At 47.8% G+C, this 26,425-nt stretch carries 13 protein-coding genes; 10 read left to right on the forward strand and 3 right to left on the reverse strand.

Going from position 1 to position 26,425, the window contains the following annotated elements; all coding sequences use genetic code 11:
• Positions 1-22: 22 nt before the first annotated feature.
• Positions 23-1,897: a CotH kinase family protein gene (locus HUF13_RS02700; RefSeq protein ID WP_173473702.1), complete on the forward strand. Its 1,875-nt coding sequence runs from the start codon at positions 23-25 to the stop codon at positions 1,895-1,897.
• 259 nt (positions 1,898-2,156) lie between these two features.
• On the opposite strand, the gene HUF13_RS02705 is transcribed toward HUF13_RS02700, so the two are convergent.
• The 3 genes from HUF13_RS02705 to HUF13_RS02755 form a co-directional block, all read right to left on the reverse strand.
• Entirely contained in the window at positions 2,157-3,824 is a 1,668-nt protein-coding gene (locus HUF13_RS02705; RefSeq protein WP_173473703.1) for a glutamine--tRNA ligase/YqeY domain fusion protein, read from the reverse strand.
• 159 nt (positions 3,825-3,983) lie between these two features.
• Positions 3,984-10,250, reverse strand: a complete 6,267-nt coding sequence (locus tag HUF13_RS17215) for an FISUMP domain-containing protein (RefSeq protein WP_304038746.1) — start codon at positions 10,248-10,250, stop codon at positions 3,984-3,986.
• 16 nt (positions 10,251-10,266) lie between these two features.
• On the reverse strand, positions 10,267-11,649 hold the full coding sequence (locus tag HUF13_RS02755; protein WP_173473704.1) for a fibrobacter succinogenes major paralogous domain-containing protein: 1,383 nt from the start codon (positions 11,647-11,649) through the stop codon (positions 10,267-10,269).
• A 451-nt stretch (positions 11,650-12,100) separates the two neighbouring features.
• On the opposite strand from HUF13_RS02755, the gene thiC reads away from it, so the two are divergent.
• The 9 genes from thiC (at position 12,101) to HUF13_RS02800 (ending at position 26,286) form a co-directional block, all read left to right on the forward strand.
• Positions 12,101-13,717: a phosphomethylpyrimidine synthase ThiC gene (gene thiC, locus HUF13_RS02760; RefSeq protein ID WP_173473705.1), complete on the forward strand. Its 1,617-nt coding sequence runs from the start codon at positions 12,101-12,103 to the stop codon at positions 13,715-13,717.
• A gap of 41 nt (positions 13,718-13,758) precedes the next feature.
• A complete protein-coding gene (locus HUF13_RS02765) occupies positions 13,759-15,546 on the forward strand; it encodes an AAA family ATPase (protein ID WP_173473706.1) in 1,788 nt (595 codons plus the stop codon).
• A 21-nt stretch (positions 15,547-15,567) separates the two neighbouring features.
• Complete coding sequence (locus tag HUF13_RS02770; RefSeq protein WP_173473707.1) at positions 15,568-16,938, forward strand: hypothetical protein; 1,371 nt, start codon at positions 15,568-15,570, stop codon at positions 16,936-16,938.
• Positions 16,939-16,978: 40 nt separating this feature from the next.
• Positions 16,979-18,136, forward strand: coding sequence for a LysM peptidoglycan-binding domain-containing protein (locus HUF13_RS02775; protein ID WP_173473708.1), 1,158 nt, complete (start codon positions 16,979-16,981; stop codon positions 18,134-18,136).
• A gap of 209 nt (positions 18,137-18,345) precedes the next feature.
• Positions 18,346-20,313: a cell wall metabolism sensor histidine kinase WalK gene (locus HUF13_RS02780; protein ID WP_304038748.1), complete on the forward strand. Its 1,968-nt coding sequence runs from the start codon at positions 18,346-18,348 to the stop codon at positions 20,311-20,313.
• Positions 20,310-21,023 carry a response regulator transcription factor gene (locus tag HUF13_RS02785; protein ID WP_304038750.1) on the forward strand — a complete coding sequence of 238 codons (714 nt, stop codon included), beginning with the start codon at positions 20,310-20,312 and terminating at the stop codon, positions 21,021-21,023. The genes HUF13_RS02780 and HUF13_RS02785 overlap by 4 nt, the downstream gene beginning before the upstream one ends.
• Positions 21,016-23,547, forward strand: coding sequence for a PQQ-binding-like beta-propeller repeat protein (locus HUF13_RS02790; protein WP_173473710.1), 2,532 nt, complete (start codon positions 21,016-21,018; stop codon positions 23,545-23,547). Before HUF13_RS02785 ends, HUF13_RS02790 begins: the two co-directional genes overlap by 8 nt.
• A 102-nt stretch (positions 23,548-23,649) precedes the next feature.
• On the forward strand, positions 23,650-25,428 hold the full coding sequence (locus HUF13_RS02795) for an ABC transporter substrate-binding protein (RefSeq protein WP_173473711.1): 1,779 nt from the start codon (positions 23,650-23,652) through the stop codon (positions 25,426-25,428).
• Positions 25,429-25,488: 60 nt separating this feature from the next.
• Positions 25,489-26,286, forward strand: coding sequence for a phosphatidylcholine/phosphatidylserine synthase (locus HUF13_RS02800; protein ID WP_173473712.1), 798 nt, complete (start codon positions 25,489-25,491; stop codon positions 26,284-26,286).
• Positions 26,287-26,425: the final 139 nt, after the last annotated feature.

The raw sequence follows: 26,425 nt of genomic DNA on the forward strand, positions 1-26,425 counted from the left end.
GAGTTTGGTAAAGGAGTATAATATGTTCAACAAATCAAAAATTTTCTTTTTTTGCATCGTTCTAGCGATGGCATTACCGATATTTGCGCAATCTTACGATTTGCCGCTAGTTATCGTAAACACGCAAAATAGGCAAGCTCTCCAGAAGGGAGCCGACAAGATTCCTGCGACAATGCGTATTCTGGACAACGGCACGAACAGCGTTGCCGACAGTTCCAAGGGCGAAAAATACAACATCGGCATCAAGATCCGCGGGCAGACTTCCGCAGACTTCCCCAAAAAGGGTTACGGCATCGAACTCAAGGCGCGCTCCTGCACAAACATCGCCGATACGGCCTGCCACGACACAAGCCTCAAGGTTTTAGGCATGCCCAAGAACGCCGACTGGGTGTTCCACGGACCATATGTCGACAAGACGCTCATCCGCAACGCGCTCGCCTACTGGCTCTACCAGCGCACGGGCCGCTACAGTTCCCGATTCAAGTTCTTCGAGCTCTACCTAAACGGGCAATACAAGGGCGTTTATCTGTTGCTTGAAAAAATCAAGCGTGCCAAAGCCCGCGTGCATATTGCGAAACTCAAGGACGAAGATATCAGCGGCGACGACGTGACCGGCGGCTACGTGCTGAGCATCGACAAGGTGGACAACAACTCTACACAGGGGCTAGACAAGGAAGGTTTCAAGAGTAAGGACGGTTCCCCTGTCGTGATGCGTTCCCCGAAAAAAGAGAACACCAACAAGCAACAGCAGCAGTATATCCAAAACTTTTTCAACAAGATTGAATCCACCTGCGACAACGGCGATGTAATGAGCAACGGGTGCTCCGACATCCTGGATATCGAAGCCGCGGTGGACTACGTCATCCACGAAGATGTCACCAACAACACCGACGCCTACATCTGCAGCTTCTACATGTTCAAGAACAAGGACAGCAAGGGCGGTAAGCTCCAACTCGGTGCACCGTGGGACTTCAACTTGGCATTCGGCGCATACCAGCGCGTTGGTGGCGAAAAGGCAGACGGTTGGCGTATTCCGCAGAGCGCAAATGACGGAGGCTTCGCTTTTGGCATGAACGAATGGTTTGTGGCAAAGTGGATACAGAACTTGTGGCGCAACAACACCTTCCAGCAAAAATACAAGGAACGCTGGGCAGAACTCCGCAGCGGTGTATGGCATACCAAGAATATCGACAAATTCATCGACTCGCTCAAGACAGTACTCAAGAACGCAGCCAACAGGAACTTTGAGCGCTGGCCGAACCTGGGCCAGTCTAGTGGCACCTGCGACGCCGACCCGATGGAATCCGGCAACAATAATGGCGGGAACAACGGTGGCATGTGGGGCGGCTGGGGCGGCGGCATGGGCGGTTTCTGCATGGGCATGAAAATGAATTACTATAACGAGCCCACGTGGGACGCCGAAATCGAGCACCTGCGCAAGTACGTGAAACAACGCTTTGCATGGATAGACCAGCAGATGAGTTTCAGCGAGCCCGCCTCCCCCGTAGTCACCGAAGCCCTCATCATTGACGACTGGAATTACTACGACAAGGATGACGATGATAACCCGACTACTTCGACAAATCCGAGTTCATCCAGCAGCAATACGAGTTCGTCAAGCCGTTCAAGGTTTTCAACATCTTCAAGCAGTTCAAATCCTGGGATAGCCGCCATCAGAGACCATCTGGAAATAACAAGACTGAACTTCTACACTCTCAACGAAAACAGAATTACCGTCCAGAGCGAGAGAGGCGGCATGTTCAGGCTCATGGACTTCAACGGCAACGTTCTCTTCGAAAAGCAAATCAACGCAGGCATGCAGTCGTTCCATATTCCGCGAGCGACCCGCAACCAGCACTGGATCGCAACGCTCAACGGCAAAATGATAAGCCGCTAGCTTAATTCGTTTTAGAATGACAAGACAGATGGCGGATCATCCTCGTCAAGCGAGGACAAGCGTCCGCCATGACGTTGTAAAACAAGAAACGCAAGCCAAAGCTGTATCGACATACAGCAAGAGCTCGCGTGACGCAGTATTGCGATTGCTATACACAATTCGGATTAGAACCGAGCGAGACAAGGCGCGAGCCCCCGTAGCGTACTAAGCGTACGTGAGGGGTTGAGCAACGCCGTATCGCGAAGGTTATAATTCGAATTTACTTTGTAGGATTAAAACTATCCTTCAAACCAACCGTACGGTTGAACACGAGGTGACCCGGCTTACTGTCTTCGCTATCGAGGCAGAAGTAGCCCTGACGCATGAACTGGAAACGGTCTTCGAGCTTCGCGTCGGCGAGAGCGGGTTCCACCTTGGCCTGCTTAATAACCATGGAGTTCGGGTTCAGGTAATCGTGCCAGTCTTCACCTTCCGGGACCTGAGCAGGATCTTCGAGCGTGAACAAGTTATCAATGAGGCGCACTTCGGCATCCACAGCGTGAGCTGCAGAAACCCAGTGGATCGTGCCCTTGACCTTGCGACCATCCGGAGATTCGCCACCCTTGCTGAGCGGGTCATAGACGCAGTGGATCACCTTGACCTTGCCGTCTGCATCCTTTTCGACGCTCTTGCAAGTGACAAAGTAAGCGCCCTTGAGGCGGACTTCGCCTTCCGGCTTCAAGCGGAAGTACTTCTTCGGCGGTTCTTCCATGAAATCGTCGGCTTCGATGTAGAGCACCTTGCCAAACGGAACTTCGCGCTTGCCGGCGTTCGGATCGTTCGGGTTGTTCTCGACTTCAATCATCTCGACCTTGCCTTCTTCCCAGTTGTCAATCACGAGTTTGACCGGGTCGATGACAGCCATCACGCGGTTAGCGGTCTGGTTCAATTCTTCGCGAATGCAGAAGTAAAGGAGGTTCACATCGACCATGGAGTCGGCCTTGGAAACACCGATGCGGCTGCAGAACTCGCGGATAGAGCTCGGCGTAAAGCCACGGCGGCGGAAACCGCAAACTGTCGGCATACGCGGGTCGTTCCAGCCAAGCACCGCCTTCGTCTGCACAAGTTCAAGGAGCTTGCGCTTACTCATCATTGTGTAAGTGAGGTTCAAGCGGGCAAATTCAATTTGCTGCGGGCGATTCTGCAAACCAAGTTCAATGAGGAACCAGTCGTAAAGCGGACGGTGGGCTTCGAACTCCAGCGTACAGATGGAGTGCGTGATGCCTTCGATCCAGTCGCTGATCGGGTGGGCAAAGTCATACATCGGGTAGATGCACCACTTGTCGCCCGTGCGGTGGTGCGTGCAATGCTTGATGCGGTAGATGACCGGGTCGCGCATGTTCATGTTCGGGCTTGCAAGGTCGACCTTGGCACGGAGGCACTTTTCGCCGTCAGCGTACTTGCCGTCGCGCATTTCGTGGAAGAGCTTCATGTTCTCTTCGACGCTGCGGTCGCGGTACGGGCTCGGGCGGCTGGGCTTGCCAGCATCGTTGCCACGGTATTCCTGCATTTCGTCGCGAGTCAAGTCTTCGACGTAAGCCTTGCCCATTTCAATCATCTTTTCGGCAAAGGCGTAAATCTGATCGTAGTAGTCGCTTGCAAAAAATTCTTCTTTCCATTCAAAGCCGAGCCACTTCACGTCTTCGCGGATGGAATCGACGTATTCCACATCTTCCTTGGTCGGGTTCGTGTCATCGAAGCGGAGGTTCGTAAAGCCGCCGAACTTTTTGGCGGTGCCGAAGTTCAAGCAGATGGACTTGGCATGTCCAATGTGAATGTAGCCGTTCGGTTCGGGCGGGAAACGCGTCAGCACGTGATCGCGCTTGCCGGTCTGGAGGTCGTTAACGATAATGTCCTGAATAAAATTCGAAGATTCGGGGATTTCCATATTTCAATCCTTTGATTTTTACAAGGGAAAATATAGAAAAGTGCGCAAGGTGAGTCATGCACGAAAACTTGTTTTCGTATATGCGAACCGCAGCCACGGACGCCGAAGGCGTCAAAAGTAGGAAGTAGGAAGTAGACAGAAAATAGTGGCTAATGTTTACTAGTCCATCACACAGCGGACGGAATTCCCATTAACTTTAAGGTCCTCGCCCATACTGATATCGCCATAAAAGTAACCCATTCCTACAATTAAAGCGTTGTCATCATCTAATTCCTTTGACGTCCAAAAATCCGTGCTAAAACCATTGATGCTGAAACTTCCTTTAGGGAACATTTCATCTGGAGGATTCCAACAGCCAACAGGCTGCACCGAGAAGCCATACTCATCAGGACCACCGCCATTTATATCTTTATAACCAACCCAGCCTTCCGATGATTTAAGAGCGTTTGCGGCCGTAGTAGAATCCCCTACTGCATTAATTAGGGTTTTCCAATCCTTTTCCGTCGGCAAATGCCAACCCGCAGGGCACGCTTTCATAGCATCCGCCCAAGTATAGATACTTCCGAACTCAGCGCAATTTGTAGAATCAAAATCTAAGCACAAACTCTTTTCCGTTTTGAAGTTTAAGTTTTGAGCCAGCCAAGTCTGCGAACCGATTTTCACGGTCTTGTAAGTTTGTCCGTCACGGGAATCGACCAGTGAACCTTTTACGACACTCGATGGGGGTATTATAGAAGATGATTTCTGCTCTATTTTTTTGCCACCGTCTTTTTGCGAATAGTCCTTGATGCAACGGACATTAAGCGCATAGTACGTATAGCTATCCGTGCGAACAACACTATCTTTGCAATAGTCGAAACACATTTCAACTTCCATGGATTTATCATCTTTTTCAGTCGTATGGAAACACGTTTTATACCCCTCTTTTTCGGTTACAGATCCAAATCCACGGAATACACCTACAGGACGCACAGTGAAACCAAATTCATCTGAGCCATTGCCATCTTTATCCAAACCAATTTTGGATTCGCAATCAAGCCAACCTTTTTTGGATTTCAGTTTTTTCCCAGCAACTGATGCTCCGCCCACAGCCAAGAACAAAGTATCCCATTCGGCTTCTGTAGGTAAATGCCAACCCACAGGACAAACCGTCTTCAAAGCTTGCCACTCATAAAGACGACCATTATGGGCGCAGTTGGCAGAATCGTCATCATAACAATTACTGTGTTCTGTTTCGTACTTTATATTTTCGGCCATCCATGTGTACTTGCCAAAAGTAACGGTCTTGTAAGTTTGTCCGTCACGAGGGTCTTTCATAACACCCCATGCAGACGATTTTCCCGAAAGGAAATCCGATGTTTCCGTCGGTGCTTGCGGCGGATCATTCTTTACACAACGAATGCTAAGCGATGAATTCTTAGTGATTTCTTCAATAGGTTTATCTTTCTGTCTATCATGCAAAACAAAAGCAAGCGCTTCATCCGCATCATATTTTGAAGAACTCCAGAAAAATGCGGCATTGTCCTTTCTATCATAACTATACTTATAAGGTTCATGTCTTAGACTCATTGGAAGTGCCGAAAAACCAAATTTATCCATACCATTACTGCCGTTTTTCCATCCCGTAACGGTCTTGAGTGCCACATGGGCAAAAGACGGACCACCAATGGTTTCTAAAAGGGTTCCCCATTCCTTGCTTGTCGGCAAATGCCAACCATCAGGGCAAATTCCCCGTACAGGTTCCGTCGGGAAGCATGCTTTTCTATAACCGCATCCCTTGCCATTTTCGGAATACACGGCAGCGCTGTCCATCGCGAGAGACCAAGGATAAAGGCGGCCAAACTTGGAACACGTGATTACGTCATCAATACCGCATTCGCTATATTCCGTTTCATAGTTCAAGTTTTCTGCCATCCAAGTTTGTTTGCCGATGGTGACAGTCTTGTAAATTTGTCCATCACGGGAATCTACGAGAAGGCTAGAATCAAGCTTTGAGCCTGAAGCGGCGACATTCGCTTGTTTTAAATGATTATCATCTAAATTTTCGTCCTTCACACAGCGAACCCTATTTCTTTCACCCTGTTTTTCGCTTGAGCTCCGATATGCCTTATCCGAATCACCATATACCCCTACGGAATACGCTAAACGATATCCATTTTCCGTAGAACTCCAATAACCACCGCCAGGGATTGCCGAAAAGCCATAATCATCCGTACCAATAGCAGTGCCATTCCACCCTGTTACAGTTTTAAGAGCCTTTCCTGCCGAGTCCATCCCGCCTACAGAAGCAAACAGGACATTCCATTCGATAAGCGAAGGTAAATGCCAACCTGTCGGACAAATACCTTGTACCGGATAATTCGGAATGCAATTCTTTTCGGCACCGCAACCCTTGGCATCCTGAGAATAGACTCCAGCACTATCCATGGCATCGCTCCATTTGTAATAACGCCCGTATTTATCGCAATAACTTGCACTATCCTTCTTTGTGCTGTCTTTGCTGCAGTAGCTATTTGGAGTCGCAAAGTTCAAGTTTTCCGCCATCCAAACCTGCTTGCCAATTTTTACGGTCTTATAGGTTCGACCATCACGGGCATCGGTAAGCGGAGAACCTTCTATCATCTTTTTCTTGCTGCCATCCGGCAAATCACCTTTGATGCAGCGAACAGGGAAACCATAGTCTTTAGATAAGGTATCAAAGAAAGCCTTATCGCTGTAATAAAGCAAGTACATAATATTCGCTTTTTCTTTGTCATTATCAAAGCTCCAGAAAAATGCACTTCGGCCCATTTTGCTATTCCAATCTCTTATAAAATAGCGGTCGTCCTGACCAAAAACGTTGATAGGATATGCAGAAAATCCGTATGCATCTGAACCATTTCCATGACCATACCATGCCATTGACGATTTAAGAGATTTACCAGCAACCGATTGTCCGCCCACGACTGCAAAAAGGGTATCCCAATCCACAAGCATAGGCAAGCGCCACCCCGTAGGGCAAGCCTCTTTCGCCAAGTTCCATGAATAGAGACGACCATTTTTAGCGCAGACACCTGTAGAGTCACCTCTGCAAATGCTTTTTTCCACGTTGTAATTAAGGTTTTGCGCCATCCAAGTCTGCTGGCCTATAGTAACGGTCTTGTAAACATGACCGTCGCGAGAATCGGTAAATATACCTTCGACAACACCTTCAACACGATTCGGCGGAACCGCAGACGTAGCAACAATACGATTATCACTAACATTGTGTTGCACACTCTCATCTTTAGTTTTTCGTCTTTGATCTTTAGCATTACTCAAGTCCAAGCCGTCCTTCACACAGCGAACAGACTTTTTATATTGTTTATTACTTTCCAACAGATTTGCATACTCACCGCGCATAGCAAGGTGAAGACCATGCCCAACACGATCAAAATGATAAACATCCTCGTTTGTCAAGCCCATGTAATAAGCTTCATGCTCTCCTTCAAATTTCGTAGAACTCCAAAATTCAGCCTTATCATTTTTTTCGGTAAACGAGCCCTCATAACTTTTATCATAAACTACAGGGAGAGCCGCAAATCCATAACCATCAGAGCCATTCTTTTCACCAGCCCAGCCTTTTTTCGACTTAAGCACTGTTCCCGCTATTTTTTCGCCACCCACTTCAGAAATTAAAGTCGTCCATTCTCTTAACGACGGCAAATGCCAACCATCAGGGCATACGCCTTGAACAGGAGGCTTCGGGTTACACCGTTGCGTATGACCCCAACCATCACCATCCTCATCAATCCACTTGTCTTCACATTGAATGGATTCATACCACGTATAGAAACGCCCATATTTTTTGCAATTTGCAACACTATCGCCATGGCAGGAACTATTCTTTGTTTCATAGTTCAAGTTTTCGGCCATCCAGGTCTGCGAACCGATCTTTACCGTCTTATAGGTATGACCATCGCGTGCATCTTTGAGAGGATCGGCCTTAACCACCCCAACTTTGCTAAGAACTTTAGGAGCATCATCTTTAAGGCAACGGACAGAATACCTAGATTCACTACCTCCATGACGCCAATCAACATCATCCAATTTCAAAGAAATAGCTTGTTTGCAACCAGCATAGTATCGGCACTCTGCGGTACTCCACCAATATGTATCATACCCTCCACTGTAGTACTTATTGTTTTTAGAACCGGTACCCGCAGGGAGTGCCGAAAAGCCGTAATCATCCGTACCAACGATACTATCCCTCCAACCCGTTCTAGACTTAAGAGCTGTACCGGCAACACTGCGATTACCAACGGCAACAAAAAGATCTTCCCAATCTTCTAGCGAAGGCAAGTGCCAACCAACCGGGCAAGCCCCCTTGGCATCATACCATTCATAAAGACGACCATATTGAGTACAGTTGTTCGGATTGTCGTTATAACAAAAACTTTCTTTTGTCTTGTACCTGAGATTTTCGGCCATCCACGTTTGAGAACCAATCTTCACAGTCCTGTAAGTTTGTCCGTCACGAGAGTCTATCAATAAAGCGGAATCAGGAACAACATTACTCTTTTCCTTCACATCTTGGTTGGTGCGTGGCGATGTCTCTCGCGTTTCATCTTTAAGGCAACGAATAGAAGAAGCACTGCTATCTAAACCGCTTGTACGATCGGTTTTACCTTCGAGCATGGAAACAGTTCTCAAGCAATTTTCTTTAGAATCACACTCCGTAGAAGTCCAGAAATCGGCGGCTTCGCCCAACTTTTTGAACTCACGATTTTTCCATGATGATTTGTAGCCCGCCGGGAGCACAGAAAAGCCATACAAATCAGAGCCTTTTTCTTCATCCTTCCAATCGGTCTTGGACTTAAGAACCAAATCCGCAATAAATTGCCCGCCCACCGTAACAAACAACTCATCCCATTCCTGTAACGATGGCAGGTGCCATCCCACAGGGCAAACATTCTTTGCCGCAGCACGTCCATAAAGGCGACCGTATTTGGGGCAGTTACTCGAATCATGAGCAAAACAGAAGCTGAGTTCCGTTTCGTAATTCATATTCTCGGCCATCCATGTCTGAGCGCCGATTTTTATGGTCTTGTACATTTTTCCATCACGTTTATCCGTGAAAGTTCCTTGGTTTGCAGAGATATTCGCACTCAAAACGGAATCAACATGAATTTGAGTCTTGGAGGAATCGACTACGATTTTATCGTGCTTTTTTTTCTCCACACGTTCAGCCTCTCCCAGAAGGCATCGAACATGCATGCTCTCTGATTTGGCGTTTCGTTTTAAATTTGCAGAACCATCCTTAGAGGGCATATCGATGTGATAAGCGTTATATTTATCGTCCTCCGTCGAGCTCCAATAATCTGGCTCCAACGCCAAGAAACCCAATTCATCCGTGCCATCGACTCGGTAAAATTCAATACCCGGGCCACGCATTCTTTCTCCGCCAAAACCACTTGCTTTTCCCCTGAGCATCTTACCAGCAACAGAATTTCCTCCAGCAAAAGAAATCAGCGTTTTCCATTCGGCTCGTGTCGGCAAATGCCAACCATCCGGGCAAGCATTTACAGCGGCATCCCATGTGTAATAACGTCCTGATTCAGTACATATCACTAAATTACAGGAACTTTTTTCAACGCTATAGTTTAAATTTTCCGCCATCCAGGTCTGCGTACCGATTTTTACCGTCTTGTACACTTGATTGTCGCGCAAATCGACAAGAAAATCCCCTTCCATTCGAAAACCCCGAGCAGCAGGAATTGTCGCATTCGAAGACGAACTCACAGACTCTGCGGAACTGTTTAACTCTGCAGAACTGCTGGAATTTGGAGTTTCAGCCTTGACGCAACGAACAGAAAGCCAACGATCATCACCCACACTTTCAATATTGGCCTTGCCACTATAATATTGAAGGTACATAGTACCCCCATCATTCCAAAAGAACGCTGATTTACCCTCAGTACCGTAATTTGATTCTCCATACTTAGCCCCTGCAGGGAGAGCAGCGAACCCGTAATCGTCTGTACCATTTCCGCCGCCAATCCAGCCTTCCGCAGATTTAAGATATTTACCGGCAACAGATTCCCCACCTATCGAAAAAATCAGAACGCTCCAATCGAGTGCCGTCGGCAAACGCCAATCAGCCGGACAAGCCTCTTTTGCCGATTTCAATGAGTAAAGGCGACCATATTTAACACAGTTAAGAGCCTTATCGCCATAGCAGTAACTACCAGGCATTTCATAGTTCATATTTTCGGCCATCCAAGTCTGTTCGCCAATTGTCACCGTTTTATAAATCTGTCCGTCACGGGAATCAGTAAACGTTCCTTTGGCAACAGCAACAACCTTACTTTTTTTTAGCGATTCATTCATCGAATCGCCACATGCCATAAGCATTGAAAAAATTACCGCGCAAGACAAAGAAGATAATACAATACGCTTAATCATCATTCAAACCTCCACAAAATTAATCCTTAACACAACGAACTGAGCGACTATACTCAATTCTCGAAACATTCCAATACGCAATAAAACTATCATACAAGAAATCCACATCTTTCACAAACGAAGAGTTCGATTGATCCGTAGTCCAAAAACCGCCATAACGACCTTCCGTTTTATATCCCCAAGCACCTTCCTTATACCCACCCGGAAGAACGGAAAAACCGTAATCATCGGAACCTACGACACTTATCGGTTTATCTAATTTGTCTCTATGAACATAATCACCCTTTTTCACTTCTTCGACATCAACAACTTTATTCGAAGGAGCCCATTTTTCCTTGGCTTTCAGAAATTTTCCGGCCCTCAAGAATCCATCGCGATACCACTTTTTCCCTCCCACAGCAACAAATAAAGTTTTCCATTCCTCAAGCGAAGGAATGTGCCAACCAAGAGGGCAAACACCACGCACAGGAAATTTCGGAGTGCACATACCACGATTATCATTAGAATAGCCACATCCCTTGCCATTTGTAGAAAAGACAGCCGCGCTATCCATAGCATCCTCCCAATTGTAAAGGCGACCATATTTGACGCAATTACTATCCGCATTGTTGTAACAGGAACTGCTATCCGTTTTGAAATTAAGGTTTTGCGCCATCCAAGTTTGCGCACCTATAGTTACGGTTTTATAAGTTTGTCCATCTCGTGCATCGATGAGGAGATTACTCTCTCGTCTTTCGTCTCTACCCTCTCGTCTGACATCCCCCTTAACGCAACGAACCGAAAATCCACTCTTTTTTAGACCACTATTTAAATCAGCCCTTTCGCTGTAGTATTGCAAAAACAAGCCATACGCATTTTCCGCATTGTCCTCCTTAGAACTCCAGAAAAATGCATAAGCGCTATCGCTATTGTAATTGCCATTGTCAAAACGCACTCCCGCCGGAATCGCCGAGAATCCATAATCATCGGTACCATTTCCAAGGCTAAGCCAGCCACTTGCCGATTTAAGGAATTTTCCACCCGAAATTTGGCCGCCCACAGTCATAAGCAACAAAGTCCAATCTTCATCTGTTGGCAAACGCCAACCATCCGGGCACGATTCCATTGCCGCGCTCCACGTATAAAGCCGCCCGAAATTCGAACAGTTATCTTCATTATCGTCATGGCAATAACTTTCATCGGCCTTGAAATTCAAGTTCTCAGCCATCCAAACTTGCTCGCCAATTTTAATGGTCTTGTAAATTTGACCATCGCGGGAATCCTTGAACGATTCATAATTTAGGGATTTATTAAAACCGCTTTCTTCGCTTTTCTGCGGCAAATTTTTAGCGGAACTGCAAGCACTCACAACAGCAAGCAGCGAAGCGCTAACAACAGATATCAAAACAACTCGTTTATGCATAAAACCCATCCTTTACTTAGGGTAATAAATACAAAAATAGCTAATAAACTACCTCTCTTTTTAGGTAAAAAGATTTTTCGGAAATTCAAAAAATTCACTGGATGGGACTAGCCCCAACCTCTTTGGCTCAGTCATACCCAAACAAGTTTGCCCGCGACACTCGCCTTTGGAGGTTGTCTATCGGGCTGCGCCCTCCAGGATGACAACCCTAAGCTCTAAGTTCTAACCAACTTCCGACTTCCCACCGCCTACTGCCTACTGTTTACTAACCACCAACCACTTCCTACTGCCTACTGTCTACTTCCTACTGCCGAGAAATCACTGGATCCTTCGGGCATTCGCCCTCAGGATGACGTTGCAAATGTTCTATATTATTGGCGGGGTGCCGTACCCATGTCGGCTGAGATTATACCCCTTGAACTTGGTTCGTAATTGAACAAAAGGAACGTTTATGTCTGAAACCAATGGCTTTTTCAAGCCGTTTCCGCAGTCTCGCAAGATTTATGTACCCGGTAAGCTTTTCCCGGATTTGAAAGTCGCCATGCGCGAAATTTCGCTCGACGACCCGAAATGCCCTGTACTCCCTGTTTACGATACGAGTGGCGCTTATGGCGACCCCGACAAGACGATCGATGTAAAGAAAGGACTTGAACGCATCCGTGAACCATGGATCCGCGAACGCCAAGAAAAGGACGGCGGACACAAGACACAGATGCAGTACGCCCGCGAAGGCATTATCACGCGTGAAATGGAATACGTGGCCATCCGCGAAAACCAGAAGATGGACGAAATTTTTGGCAGCAGCGGTGATGCCATCACGCCGGAATTCGTGCGCAAGGAACTCGCCGAAGGCCGCGCCATCATCCCTGCCAACGTGAACCACCCGGAATGCGAACCGATGATTATCGGCCGCAACTTCCTCACAAAGATCAATTCCAACATCGGTAATTCTTCTGTCGCTTCTTCCATCGAACAGGAAGTCGAAAAGATGGTCTGGTCCGTGCGCTGGGGTGCAGACACGGTGATGGACCTTTCGACCGGCAAGGACATTCACGAAACGCGCGAATGGATTTTGCGCAACAGCCCCGTGCCTATAGGAACGGTGCCGATGTACCAGGCACTCGAAAAGGTGAACGGCATTGCCGATGACCTCACGTGGGAAGTGTTCCGCGACACGCTTATCGAGCAGGCCGAACAGGGCGTCGACTACTTTACGATCCATGCAGGACTTTTGCTCAAGTACATTCCGTTTGCACTCGAACGCACGACGGGCATCGTGAGCCGTGGCGGTTCTATCATCGCCCGCTGGTGCATGGTCCACAAACAAGAGAACTTCCTTTACACGCACTTCGACGAAATCTGCGACATTCTCGCAAAGTATGACGTTTGCGTTTCTTTGGGCGATGGGCTGCGTCCGGGTTCCATTGCGGATGCAAACGACATGGCACAGTTCTCCGAACTGGATACCCTCGGTGAACTCACCGAAATCGCTTGGAAGAAGGGCGTACAAGTTATTATCGAAGGTCCGGGTCACGTGCCGATGCACAAGATTCGCGAAAACATGGACCGCCAGATTGAAATGTGCCACAACGCGCCGTTCTACACGCTTGGTCCTCTCACGACAGACATTGCACCAGGTTACGACCACATCACGTCTGCCATCGGTGCCGCCATGATTGGCTGGTACGGTACGGCCATGCTCTGCTACGTGACACCCAAGGAACACCTGGGCCTCCCGGACAAGAACGACGTGCGTGAAGGCGTGGTGACATACAAACTTGCCGCTCATGCAGCCGACCTTGCCAAGGGCCACTTTGCAGCCCACTTCCGCGACGATGCTCTTTCGCGTGCCCGTTTCAGCTTCCGCTGGAATGACCAGTTCGCACTGTCGCTGGACCCGGAACGCGCCGTAGAATTCCACGACGAGACGCTCCCGGGCAATGGCGCGAAGTCCTCGCACTTCTGCTCGATGTGCGGCCCGAAGTTCTGCTCGATGCGCATTTCCCGCGATATTCAGGAATATGTAAAAACAGGCAAGCTCGATCCGAACAGCGACCCACTCAAATAACAATAACTTTATAAATAAAAAAGTCCAATTTGGAGGTGTCTATGGAAAACGCAAGAAAAATTCTCAATGAATTTATCAAGACCAAGTTCTCCGACCCGAACGAACTGAAAAAAGAATTGTTCAAGGCCGGCGTTGCAGCCTTGGATGAAGGCTGGACGTTCATGGACGCCTCATTCCAGTTGGGCGGAAAGGCTAGAGACGAAGGTCTCTCTCCTGATGAAGTTGAAACAATTTTGCGAAACGCATTCTCCGAAGAAAAGCGGAGAACGGAGCGCGAAGAAGAACAGAAGGCCGCAGCTCAGGCAGCATCGGCTCCAGCTCCTGCAGCACCGCAACCGAGTGCAGCCCCAAGCTCCTCCATGAGCCAGACGATGAGCGCGCCAAATGTTGCCCCGATGGGACAAACCATCATCTCGCCGATTTCAGCAAGCATGATGCAGCAGATGATCGCGCTCGGGCTCGACAACCAGTCTTTGGAATTGTTGCAGAACTTCAAGATTGACCCCGAAGCACTCTCGATTCCATGGCCAGCTCCAGACTGGCGTAAAGACTTTGCGAAGTTGCTTGCGGCCACATTCAAGCCTGACGAGACTGTAGAATTCAAAATTTCAAACACGCCGAACAGTTCCTGCGAACTTGTTTCAAATATTATCGGGCAAGACGAAGCGCTCAAGAAGATCATGAAGCAGCTCGACAGCCCGGACGGAGCGCTTTTGACCATCAACGCCGTCAAGAGCAGCGAAGATGCCACCGACGAAAGTTGGCACTACCGTTACGTTGTCGTAGACAACCCGAAAATGACGCTTGCAAAGCAGCTCGCCTATTACAAGGCATTGAACCTTCCTTGCGCGGCCCTCGTGAACACGGGTGCAAACTCCGTTCAAGCCTGGATTAAAATCGAAGCACACGACCTCGATGAATATAACGAACGCGTGAACTTCCTCTTCCAGACGCTTGAATCGCAAGGCTTCAAGGTCGATGACGGCAACCGCAACCCAGACCAAATGGTTCGCATGCCAGGCGTGCTCCGCAATGGGAAACAGCAATACCTTATCGCTTTGGAACAAGGTGCCAAAAACTTCACGGAATGGCAAGAATGGGCAGAATACTCGCTTGACGGAAAACCCCTCATCGAACTTGCTAGCGATTCAGAAGTTGCCCCCAAGAAAGACGCCACCATTATCGAGAACGTACTGCGCGCCGGTGAATTTTTCTTGTTCACAGCACCACCCAAAAGCGGAAAATCGCTTGCCCTCATGGACATGGCTCTTTCAATCTGCTATGGCGAAGACTGGCTCGGCAACACGACAAATGAAAACGACGTTTTGTTCATTAACTTGGAACTCACCAAGTCCGTGTTCCTGAACCGTCTCTTTTTGCTAGGCGAAAGACGCAGGCTTCAGGCTAATACATCCAAGTTCGGTTTCTTGAACCTCCGTGGAACAGCCCTTACTCCGCTTGAAATTGCACAACTTATTGCCAAAAGAATCCAAGGCGCCAAAAGGCTCGAAAACCACAATTACAAGGTTGTCGTCATAGATCCGATTTCAGCAGTACTGCACAATCCGAAATCATCAAGACTTAGCGGCTCCCCGCACCAGATTCTTATGCAGATGATCGATTCGATTATCGCGCTCACGGGTTGTGCGGTCGTAACCTCCACGAACATCAACGAATATCCTTACCTCGAAGCTCGTGCCGATAGCGTCATGTCGCTCTCGCCTGTGGAAGGTAGCCTCAACACGTACCAAATCAACGGTTCGTTCCGCGAATTTCCGAAAACGCTCGCCAAGGAATGTTCCTGGATTTATCCGAGATTTATAGTTTAAACATTTAACACGATTTTAAAGATGTACAAACAAAATAATCGTTTTCCACACCGTACCGAAGGCAACAGAATCGGCAAACCCCTCACCGGAGGCAAGTTCCACGCTTCCAGAAAACCGGATGTCCACAAGGACGATGAATTCGAAAAGAAAACCGCAAAGGCCGACAAGCCTGTTGTCCGTAAAATTCTTTCGTTCGACGACATCAAGGCGCAAGTTTCTGCATGGATGGAAAACGACCGAATTCCAGGAAAATTGCAAGCTTGGTTCACAGCCGACGCGACTCCTGAAAACTCCGACTGGAGGATTGTCAAGGAATACAAAGGCGCTCAAGAAAACCTAGTCATTGACGCCCCCTCCCGCGACATGAAGCCATTAGAGCTTGTGAACCGCGTCATGGAACAGCTCCACAAGGACCATCTGCGCATCTTCAAGAAAGCTTTACGCCAAATTTGGTTCCGCGCCACAGGCGACGGACGTTTTGCGCTCCTCGTACAAGTAAACGTGAAGGGCAAGATTTCGGCACACGGCTACAAAACGTTCGTCGATTTCCTTGAACGCAGTTGCCCCGAAGTCATCAGTTGCCACCAAATCCAGTGCCTCCCCGACCGCCTTTTTGACCCCATCAATGCACAGGGCATGAAGGTCGAATGCAAGTGTGCATTCGGAAACAGCTTTATGCCGATCGCATCGACCGGTTTCTGCATGCATGTTTTGGACTGGACCCCCCGCATCAAGGACGCCTGGCTAAACCTCCCCATGCGCATCAAGGATGCCATCCACCCGAACCGCGAAGACCGATTCTTTGAATTCTGCTCAGGCTCGTCTTACGTTTCCGCGTCGCTCGCTCCTTTCTTTAAGCAAGTCGAAGCCCTCGACTGCCGCGAATCGGCCATGCAGTCATCCAAGCTGAACATCCGTAACATCGCGACTCAGAACATGCGTTTCCACCGCAGCCACCTGGATGCAAACTTCATCTCCAAATTTTTCTCCAAGAGTGAAAACGCCGAAGGCCGCTGGACATTCTACATCAACCTGAGCACCGAAGATACAATCACTTCGGAAATGGTACTCTCGCTCGCCGGATCGCGCCCCGAAAGAATTCTCTTGCAGACCGGCAACCTTGAAACCGCATCCAAGGCTATCAAGTCGTTCAGAAACGAAGGCTACATGCTCCGCAAGAGCATCCCGTTCTACTTGGAACCGGGTCGCGGAAATTTTGAAATTCTATTCCTCTTTGTACCCGATAGAGTGGGCATTTTGGGTCAAAATCCAGCCCTTGCACACCGTTCCCGCAACATTCAACGCCCTAAGGAACGCCTCCAGAGCTCAAAAATGTCGGATATTCCTCATTTTGTGCAAAAAACGCCCTCTTTTAAGCAAAGAAAAGATTAAATTAATATTAGACAAAAATTATTTGATTAGGGAAAAGTGTATGCGATTTTTAAAATGTGCTTCGATTTGCCTTGGTCTTTCGGCTCTAATTGCATCTGCCTATGTAGTTAAAAAAGGCGATACCCTCTGGGACATCAGTGGTGAATTTTTAAACGATCCGTTTGCCTGGCCGGACCTCTGGGAAAACAACAGGCACATTCAAGACCCGCACTGGATTTATCCGGGCGACTCCATCAATTTAGGTGATGGTATCAAGGACGACGGAAACCGCCTGCCCAAAACAAGACCTTGCGAAGCTGCCGTTGCCGATTCCAACTTGCCCAAGAACATCCAGGCCGTAGGCTGCGATGAACGAGACGCCCGCAAAGGCGATTTCGAGAACATGCTCGGGAATCTCCGCGACAAGGACAAAAAGCAAAAGCGTAAAAAAGCCGCAGACGCATATTTCTACCAGAAGCGTCCGGAACCGAAGATTTTCAACGGTTACTACCAAATTCTCGCTCCCGAAATCTACACAATCGATTCTCTCAAGAAAGACAAGCGATTCTTCTCTATCCGCTCCGGCGAAAAGAAGGAACCGATTATCCACATTCCTGAATCCGAAATCGTCGTTGGTATTGGTCGCAAAACCGATGCAACTGTGAAGAAAGGCGACTTGGTCGAAATTCTGGATGCACGCGCAATCGAAGTCCCGACCAACAAAGACAAGAGTTTTGACAGATTCGCATTGATCAGACTTTCGGGCTATGCAAAAATTACCGCAGTTGGCGATACGCTCTCCAGAGCAAAGATTGTCCAAAGCTTTAGAGAAATCAAGACTGACCATTCTAAAGCTCGCCTGAAACAACCGCTCAATGTGCTGAACGTGTCCGGCTACACTGCCGTTCCCGAAGTAAAGCTCGAAGAAATGGCAATGATCCGCTATACAATGGACCCGATGCTCCTCATCGGTTCTTACGCCTACATTTTAGTAGACAAGGGTACAGTTCATGGCTACAACACCGGAGATGCCATCGCCATTTGGGAAGAAGACAAATCCGATGCAGGTCTCCCGCCGAGACTCCTTGGACGTGGCGTGATAGCAAGAGCGACCGACAAAGAATCTACAGTTCTCGTTCGTGAAGTTTACTCGAACAGCCGCCACATTGAAATTGGACACAAGGTCTCCGTGACCCATCAAGCAAACCTCGCCCAGTGACAAAAAATTTATTGATTATCATTGGCGTCGCGATTTCGATTCTAGCCATCCTCATGGCTGGGAGTGTCCTTATACTCAATTATCCTGAATTGTCAGCGCATATTCCATTCTAGGGAAGTGAGCTTCCAATGCGGATATCTCGTAGCAATCTTCTTTTTCTTTCCTTTTTTGCGGGAGGAATTGTTTTACCAACAGCAATCCTCTCGTTTTTGAGTGTACGCAATATCCAGAACGAAGCGTACCTCGCCCAGAAGAACTACAACGAAAGCACAGAGACTTTCCGCGAGCAGTGCGAATCGACCATCAGCAAAGAACAGAGCAAGATTTTTCAGGAAGTCAAATCGGCATCTCTGTACCTTTACGAACAGCCGCACAGCCTTCTAGATTTCGGCAACGCTACGCAGTTCAAGACGGTAAGCGGCATCGAGGCCATGTTCCTATACAACAACGGGACACTGATTTACCCCGATATTTCGTCCAAGCACTTTTCAAAGACTTCGGACTTTTCAAACAGTATCGCAAGTCCGTTTGAAAAGATGATTTTCCGCGAAGAAGTCACCTCGGCCATGCCGCAGCCTGTAAATCTCTCGCGTTCGGCTCGCCAGCTGCGGTTCTCGTTCGAATCAAAAGACGACCACATCCAGAACATCCTTGGACTTGTACGCATCGCCTATAAAACCAAGGAATACGACGAAGCGCTCCGCCTCCTCAACGTTCTTGAAGAGCACCCGCACCAGCAGGGCTACCTGCATTCGGACCTCACGCGTTCGGTGAACTTGCTGCACTTCGAAATTCTCGTGGCGCAAAAGAAGCACAAAGAAGCCGAAGACTACACCCTCGCGGTATTGAACCAGTTTCTGCAGAGCAAGAACATCGAGAATCTGCCCTCGGCAAAATTCTTTTTCGAAACAGCCTTTACGCAAATCCTCTCTTTCGAAAACTTGAGTCAAGAAAAACGCGAAGCGTTCTGGAACTTGCGAGAAAATTTCAACCGCCAGCTTGGCTACATGGATGTATTCTTTAACAACAAAGAAATAGTCCAAGCCCTCTTGAATAAAGAAGCTAACTCCAAAAGCGGCATTGATATCATGAGCAACAGCAAGGCGACGTTCATCAAGATGAGCTACCCCATACTCTCCGGGGACCAAGTTGTTCTTGCCAAGGTAAACATCGAAGAATATCGCGAACGCATGCGTTCCAAGCTAAAGACTTCGGCTCAAGGCTGGAAAGGAATCCCCTATTCCATCACCGAAGGGTCGGACAAGACTTTAATCCTCGGCCATGTTTCGGACAGTTCCGCCATCATGACGCAGGTCCAGCTCGACAAGATTATTTCCTGGAACCTCACTTTATACGAAAAAGGTTTGAGCGAAATCAAGAAAGAAACACGCAAGCGCATGTTCCTCATGTACGGGCTTTTATCGTTCTCGCTCATTACAGTGCTACTCGGTTCTATCGTGATGTTCAGATTCCTCACGCAAGAGCATAAGCTGTTGGCCATGAAGGCAAACTTCCTTTCGAGCATTTCTCACGAACTCAAGACGCCGCTCACCTCCATCAAGATGTTTGCCGAAATGATGGCTCGCGGGCGCGTGCAAAAAGTAGAGAAAGTGCAAGAATATTCAGGGCTTATCGGCAAGGAAGCGACCCGACTCGAGAACTTGATTGGCGCCATTTTGAACTATACGCGCATGGAACACGGCAAGAGCGGATTCCATTGGGAAAAACTTGACTTTTCTGCTTGCGTGCAAAAAGTTTTTGATAGCGTTGAAGATATCGGTGTCGAAAAAGGACTCCTATTCCACACCAAGATTGAACCCAGTTTATATATAATCGGTGATTACACGGCTCTCTACAGCCTGGTGCAAAACCTTATCGAAAATGCGATTAAATACACAAACGCACCCGGCAACATTACCATCACGGTAGTACCCGCCGAGGACAGGGTCGTTTTCTCCGTTGCAGATACAGGAATCGGTATTCCTTCTTCGGAACAAAAAAATATATTTAATGATTTTTATAGAGTCGGTGACGAAATGACACGCAGCACGAAAGGCTCTGGCCTTGGCCTTGCCATTGTCAAGCGCGTAGCCGAAACGCACAAGGCCACCATTTCACTCACCAGCAAACCCGGCAAGGGCTCCACCTTTACCGTACGATTCAAAAAGGCAGAATGATTATGCAACACAGAATCCTCATTGTTGAAGACGAAGAAATCATCCGGCTTGGGCTCCAGGACAACTTCGAGCTCGAAAATTACGAAGTCGAAACGGCATGCGATGGCGAAGAAGCAATCGCCAAAACGGACTCGTTCCAACCGCACTTGATTTTGCTGGACGTGATGCTTCCCAAGAAGAGCGGCTTTGAAGTTTGCCGATTCATCCGCAAAAAGCACCCGGAATGCATCATCATCATGCTCACCGCCAAAACGGAAGAAACGAGCAAGGTTGCAGGTCTCGACATGGGCGCCGATGACTACGTGACAAAGCCGTTCTCGATTCTGGAATTGCTCGCTCGCGTGAAGGCATTCCTCCGCCGAATCGACCTCCAGAAAGCTCCCGCCAAGCAGCTTTCATCCGTGGACGCCATAGACTTTGCCGACATCCACATGGATTTCAAGAAGTTTGTCGCCACCAAGGGCGGTGTTCCGTTGGAACTTTCCACGAGGGAATTCCAGATTCTCAAATATTTCTGGCAGCGCCGCGGCGAAGTCATTTTGCGCGAAGACTTGTTGCAAGACCTCTGGGGTTACACTCCCGACAACATGCCCTCTACAAGAACAATCGACAACCACATTGTAAACTTGAGGCGCAAACTCGAAGACGACCAAGCAAATCCGAAAATCATCCTTTCCATCCGCGGAGCAGGCTACAAGTTCGATGCATAATCTTTGGCTAAACAAAAACAACGCATTCAAGGCGTGGATTTTTACAGTCCTCGCCCTCTGTTCGCTGTTCTCTAGCCAAGCTTTTGCTAGCAAAATGGCTTCGCAACTCCAAGAAGCCATTTACCTCTTCGAAATGAAAGGCGAAGTCGATGAATCGGTCCGATTGCTCGAAAAAATCACGCGGCAAGGCGATGACGACGACAAGGAATCCGCATTCTTCTACCTCGGAAAAATTTACGATCTCGCCAACAACAAGGCTCAAGCAAACCACTTCTACGGTCGCAGCCAAGCCTTTACCAAAACCACAAGCAAAGCCTACTGGCTTGCCGGTCGTGATGCAGCAACAAGCTATTCTCCAGAAAGGCTTTTGCAAAAGACCATTACGCTGAAAAGCCCCATCCGCAAATTCTTCGATGGCAAAAACGCCAACATTCTTTTCGAAAACGGCCACATCGCCAAAATCGAAAACGGGAAAATCGTTGAAATAGCATCGAAGCTCGACGAATCTAGCCACTTGCTACAAATCGATTCCGACGGCATGTGGTACCAAAATTCCACACGCGACTCGCTCTTTTACAAACCGCACAATTCGCCCAATCAACAAATTTCTTACGTCGTAAAAAACATCAACCAGTTCACCGCCATAAACGGAAACGCCATAGCAATATCCGAAAAAGGATTCTACATTCTTGATCGCAAGGGTACAATTCTCAAGAACAATACCGACTATACCTCTTGCCAATTGCAAAACAACCAGTTCATCAACGACAACTTTATCATCAATTGCACCGACAACGCACTTCACTTTATTTCGGCAAGTTCAGCAACGGAATCATTCACCATCGCGCAATACGATATTATCCAAAAAACTTATATCTATAAAGATTACATTTATCTAATTTCGGGAAACATGCTGTTCTGCTACAATGTGCAAGACCCTAAAAAAACGCTCTGGCGAGCTGAGGTCGGGAACGTAGAAAGCATCCAAATTTTTGAAAATAATATCGTCACGCTTGAAGCTTCTGGAAAAATCACATTGTACGATCAGGCTACAGGCGCCGTACTTTCAACAGTCCGAGCAAACGCATCGAACATATATACGCTTGCACAAGGAACACTTGGACTATTCTCCAACGAAGGTTCCGTCATCACCGTCGATACGTTACTCCGTCCATTGTGGGGGTTCAACTTAGCAAAGCCCCCCATGACACGCCCGATTATCAAGAAGCGCTATATTTACGTTCCCTTTAGCAACCGAAAAATTTTTGCTATTGACGCCCACTATTACGGACAACGTCCTTTATATTCAAGCAAGCTAACATCGCAAGCCGTGCATTTGGCAAAGCAAAAAAAATGGGATAAAATTCCGCCCTATCTCGAAATGATTCTTGAAAACGAGCCCGGCAATGCCGAAGCACATTTCTTGAAAGCGTTCAACCTAGAACTCAAGGAAGCCCCCGAAAAGGACCGTCAAAGAGCATGGGCCGAAGCCGTGAGACTTTCTACCGGAAGTCCGCAAATCGCGCGCATTGTGTTAAGGTATTACAGCAAAGTCATCGGCGCCAACTATGCAAGCCAGCTGAACATTTCTCCGAAAACATTGTACCCGCAATTACTGGGTTCCAAAAAGAACCTTTACATGGTGGACCCAGCCACAGAGCAGCTCATTTGCATCAATGCAGAAACGGGCAAACAGCGCTGGACCAAGTATATCGGGAAAATCGGGAATGCCCCGGTGATTCAATCTGACGAAAACACGATACTCATTTCGACGGGCTACCAGATGAGTATCTATGACATAAACAAGGATTCGTTCAACAAGCCGCTTCAGCTTCCCGGCAAGGCTTTCAACTTCACACTCACCGGGGATTACATTTACGCCTCCACTTGGAACGGCTTTTTACTAAAGATTTCACGAACCTCTAATAGCATAATCTGGTCACGCAAAGTCTATTCGATGCCGTTCCATATCGTAAAGCTAAACCGTTTCTTGCAACTGTGCAACCTCGATGGCGAACTCATGCGCTTAAACGACGACAACGGGCTCACCCTAGAAAAATCAACCTATAAAGTTCAAGTGAATATCACAGCTATGGAAGGTGTAGACTCCACGCTCGTTCTTGTTTCTAGCACAAATAAACTATTCTTACAGAACATCAAGCACAAGGACTTTAGCCCCACGCAAGTGCTTATGGAAAATCCCATCGTTTCGATGCAAGTGCTCAAAGATCAAGGCGAAAACAAAATTATCATTTCGCTTTCGGACCAGTCGATTTACCTCTATTCAAGCATTGGCACTCCGCTCTGGAAATACCAAGGGAAAAAATCGATTTTCTCAAAACCATTCATTTACGACGGAAAAGCATGGATAGACCAAGGGAACGAAATCATAGCCATTTCACTCAAAACCGGAAAGGTCGTCATGACGTTTAACACACCCGGCGGAGCAGGTACTCCACTTATTATGAACCACACATTGTTCAGTGCCTCCCCAAAACGTGTTCTTTACTCTTTTCCGCTTTAATTAGAATCAAAATATAACCGTAGGGGTATTGGTAAATTAAATTTTAGTGGTCATATTTGCAAAATCTCACTACATTTTGCACATCAATTATATAGGAATTAAATGAGCGTCCATTTCAAAAAATTCATCCCTATTTGCACTCTCGCCACAGCGATTGCGTTCATGGCCACTGGTTGCAAGGACGATGAATCCAAGACGCCCCAACAAATTTCGGAATACCCGCGAAACGAGACTTTGTACATCGGCGGATTCGAATGGGCACCGCCCACCACGTTCAACCCGCTCCACCCCGACCCAAACTTTCCGGCAGACGGCAACATAAGGCTCATGTACGAGTCACTCTTAGCCTATAACCAGCTTACCGGGAATCTGGACCCGATGCTTGCCGATGGCTATACCCAGACGGATTCCAGCATTACAGTACACCTCGATACACGGGCCAAGTGGAATAATGGCGAAAAGATGACCACCGAAGATGTCATTTTTTCATTCAAGATCGATTCAATCCTCCCGACTGCGCACCACAACAACTGGAAGCGCATCAAAACCATCACGGATGACGGCGACAACAACATAACGTTCCATTTGGCAAGCAACAGAAACCCGCTCATGGTTCTGAACGCCATCGCCGAGACATCGATTCTCCCCAAGTCAGTCTTTGAACCGCTGATCAAATCAGCCAAAACCGGAAAGACTTACAACATGGAGAAGATTATCGAATTCACGAACGACCAGCACCCCATCGCCTCGGGGCCGTACACCCTAAAGACTTACACCCCGGACCAGATTGTTCTTGAACGAGTCGAAAACTACTGGCGTCAAAATCATTACGGTGGAAAAAAGCCTGCACCCAAGTATATCATCCATCCCATCTACGACAAGAACGATTACTTCAATGGCGCGATGGCACGCGGGAACCTCGATGTTTCTTCGAATTTCCTGCCAAGAATTTGGGAAAAAGCAAAGGACAGCGTCCGCGCCTGGAGCCGCGAAGAACCCTATCAACTTCCCTCAACCCTCACAGCTCTCGTTATCGCTACATCCAAGGAACCGTTCAACAGCGTTAATTTCAGACGAGCCCTGGCCCACGCCATCGACTTTGAAAAAATCAAAGTTCGAGCGCTCTCCAACTATACGCCCGTCATGCAACCTGGATTTATCCTCCCGTTCGGTTCCGAGAAAAAGTATTTCAACAAAGAAGACATCGAAACTTACGGATATAGTTACAACACGAACAAGGCCCGCGAAATTCTCGCAGAAGCAGGCTATTCCTGGAACGAAGAAGGCAAGCTCCTTGATAAAAAGAAAAAGCTAGTCCGCCCCATTTCAATAGAATGTCCGCAAGGCTGGACCGACTGGATCGACGCTATTAACGTCATCGTCGAATCGTTTGCAGAAATCGGCATTACCGCCGTTCCTAAAATTATCGATTATGGCATATGGGACACGAACCTCCGCCGTGGCACATTCGACCTCACCTTCAAGACACCGCCCACGGAACACTCTGTAGCAAATCCCTGGAACAGATTCTATCAAATGCTAAGCACAGCCAACTATAAACCCATAGGCGAAGAAGCTTTTGCAAACCCGGGACGCTTCCAAAATGCAGAAATCAACAAACTTTTGAAGCAAATTCCGACCATCACAGCCGAAGATTCACTGGTAGAAGCCTATCGAGAACTCAACAAGCTGTTTATGCAAACGGTCCCCCTTATTCCCGTCATGTACAGGCCTACAACCTACTATCAATTCTCAACCAAGCATTGGACAAACTTCCCTACAGAAGAAAATCCGTATGCACCACCAAACAATTTGATTGTAGCAGCCGGAGTGAGTGCGCTTTGGGAAATTGTCCCCGTCGAACAGCGGGATAATCAATAAAAAAGTTTCTATTCCACTTTAAAAAAATTATCTTTAGCAAATCAATTCAAGGAGTATAACGTGGGAAAATTACGTTTTGTTTTGCCAAATACTTTTACAAGCCTGAACTTTTTGCTTGGAGTTTTTTCCATTTGCTGGACAACCGGAGCGTTCAGTTCTTTTAGTACGGCAGACCAAATCCGCATGGGTGCATACTTTGTCATGTTGTGTGCCCTTTTTGACAAGCTTGACGGATTTGCGGCACGTCTTGTGAACGCCAGTTCTGAATTCGGAGCCCAATTTGACAGCCTTGCAGACTTGATTGCATTCGGTCTCGCCCCGGCTTTCTGCTTTTTCTTTACCTACAAGATTTATGCACCGGAATGGTTCCAGAACCACGGCCTCCTGATGACGTTCGCCCTCGCAGTTTACGTGCTCTGCGCCGCCATGCGCCTTGCCAAGTACAACGCCTGCGATTCTGACACGTATCATCATCACTTTTCTGGGCTTCCGTCCACTTTTGCCGGCATGATTAACGCCGTGCTTATCGTGTACCTCAAGAGCAAGGGCGTTTTTGCAGACCCGAGCAGTTTCCTCTTCTGGGCACCCATTATCGTTTTCACCGTAACAGGATTCTTGATGGTAAGCCCGTTGTTCCTCCCGAAGCTCCAGCCGCGCAAGAACAAGGCATTCAACATTTTCCAGATTGTATTGATTCTCCTTACCTACGTTGCCGGAATCCTCTTCTACAACGAAAAGGTGCCGTACATCCTTGAATATCTGTTGCTCCTCGGCGTAAGCTACATGGTAATCGGTTTTGGTGTAGGCCTTGCCAACCGCAAACAAATCATCGAAGAAGCGATGAAGAGTAAGAAGTAAGAAGTAGACAGTGGTTAGTGGTTAGTCAATAATCGTTAGTCACTAGTTATTGCGAAGTCATCCTCCGAAGGAGGATTCATACAACTTCCCAAAGCATTTCTCCGCCTGCCGATTGTCGAGCAGGCTTTTCTTTTTATAG

The organism is Fibrobacter succinogenes (assembly GCF_902779965.1).
Lineage (GTDB): Bacteria > Fibrobacterota > Fibrobacteria > Fibrobacterales > Fibrobacteraceae > Fibrobacter > Fibrobacter succinogenes_F.